At 39.5% G+C, this 1142-nt stretch carries 1 protein-coding gene; it reads right to left on the reverse strand.

Translation table 11 applies throughout. From position 1 onward, the window contains the following. Positions 1–102: 102 nt before the first annotated feature. A partial coding sequence (locus QME58_14380) for a T9SS type A sorting domain-containing protein (protein MDI6804999.1) occupies positions 103–1142 on the reverse strand: 1040 nt, incomplete at its 5' end.

Below are 1142 nucleotides of genomic sequence, written 5' to 3' on the forward strand. Positions count from 1 at the left end.
GCGGTCATTAGAAATTTATAGCCTATTGAACAATCTGGGTTAAACTCATTATAAATCACGTACAAACATTTACACTCTCATAACAACCACCTCCTTTCTATATTATTTGATTAATAGTAATTTACCGGCTGACGTATATTTGCCGGCAGTTAAACGATACACATAAACACCGCTTGGATTATTTCCGGATTCCCAGACCACTTCCTGCCAGCCAGCATTTTGAAATTCGTTTGCAAGCACAGCAACTTTTTCACCCAAAATATTATAAATAGATAATTTTACATCGGAACTTTTTGGCAAACTGTATTTTATGGTAGCACTGCTGTTAAATGGATTTGGATATGCATGCAGTACTTTGTAATCGGTTGGTAAAAATTCGGGTTCATCTTGAACTGAAGTTTCTGGTAATATTCCAGTTCTGCACCAGATTTGAAATGGAGCGCCGAGACTATCGCGCGATGTCCATGCGAGAACAACTGTTCTATTTGTTAGCACAATACTTGAAAATATTGTGTATGACTCATTAGGTGTTACTTTAAAAACCGGGCACCAGGTTTTTCCGTAATCGTACGATATATTTGTTTCTACATTAATGTTGGGATCATCCGTAAACCACCCCGCTGTAATTATAGGTTTACGTATTGCAAGTGAATGGCTTAAAGTCCACGGTGTATCTGTTACAACTGTTTCGGGAAGCCACGATACACCTTCGTCTGTACTTTGACGTATTATTCCGCTGCAACCAAAACCCATGCAGCCGTATTTTGCATCTCTCCAAATAATGAATAGATCATTATCTACAGTACCTAACGGATCGGGTTCCATACCTGACCAATTATCAAGCGTTGATATAATGCTCGAATCCTGCCAGGTCATACCGAAGTCCGAACTTCGTTGATGTATCATTTCAAAACTGTAACCATTTATATAAATGTGATGGAATTCGTGTGTCCAGTTGCGTGTTAGAGCTACCATCGTGCTTGCTGAATAAATTGAACCTGCACCGATTGTCCAGGTTAAGCCGCCGTCTGTGCTAAAGATAGTTCTATCCCACATTATGCCATAAACTAAAACCGATATAACTATCGTATCGCCAAGTATTGCAACATTACGTGGAAAAGGGTTGCCCTGATTGATTGCCC

It is taken from the genome of Bacteroidota bacterium (assembly GCA_030017895.1).
In the GTDB taxonomy this organism is placed as follows: Bacteria; Bacteroidota; Ignavibacteria; order UBA10030; family BY39; genus JASEGV01.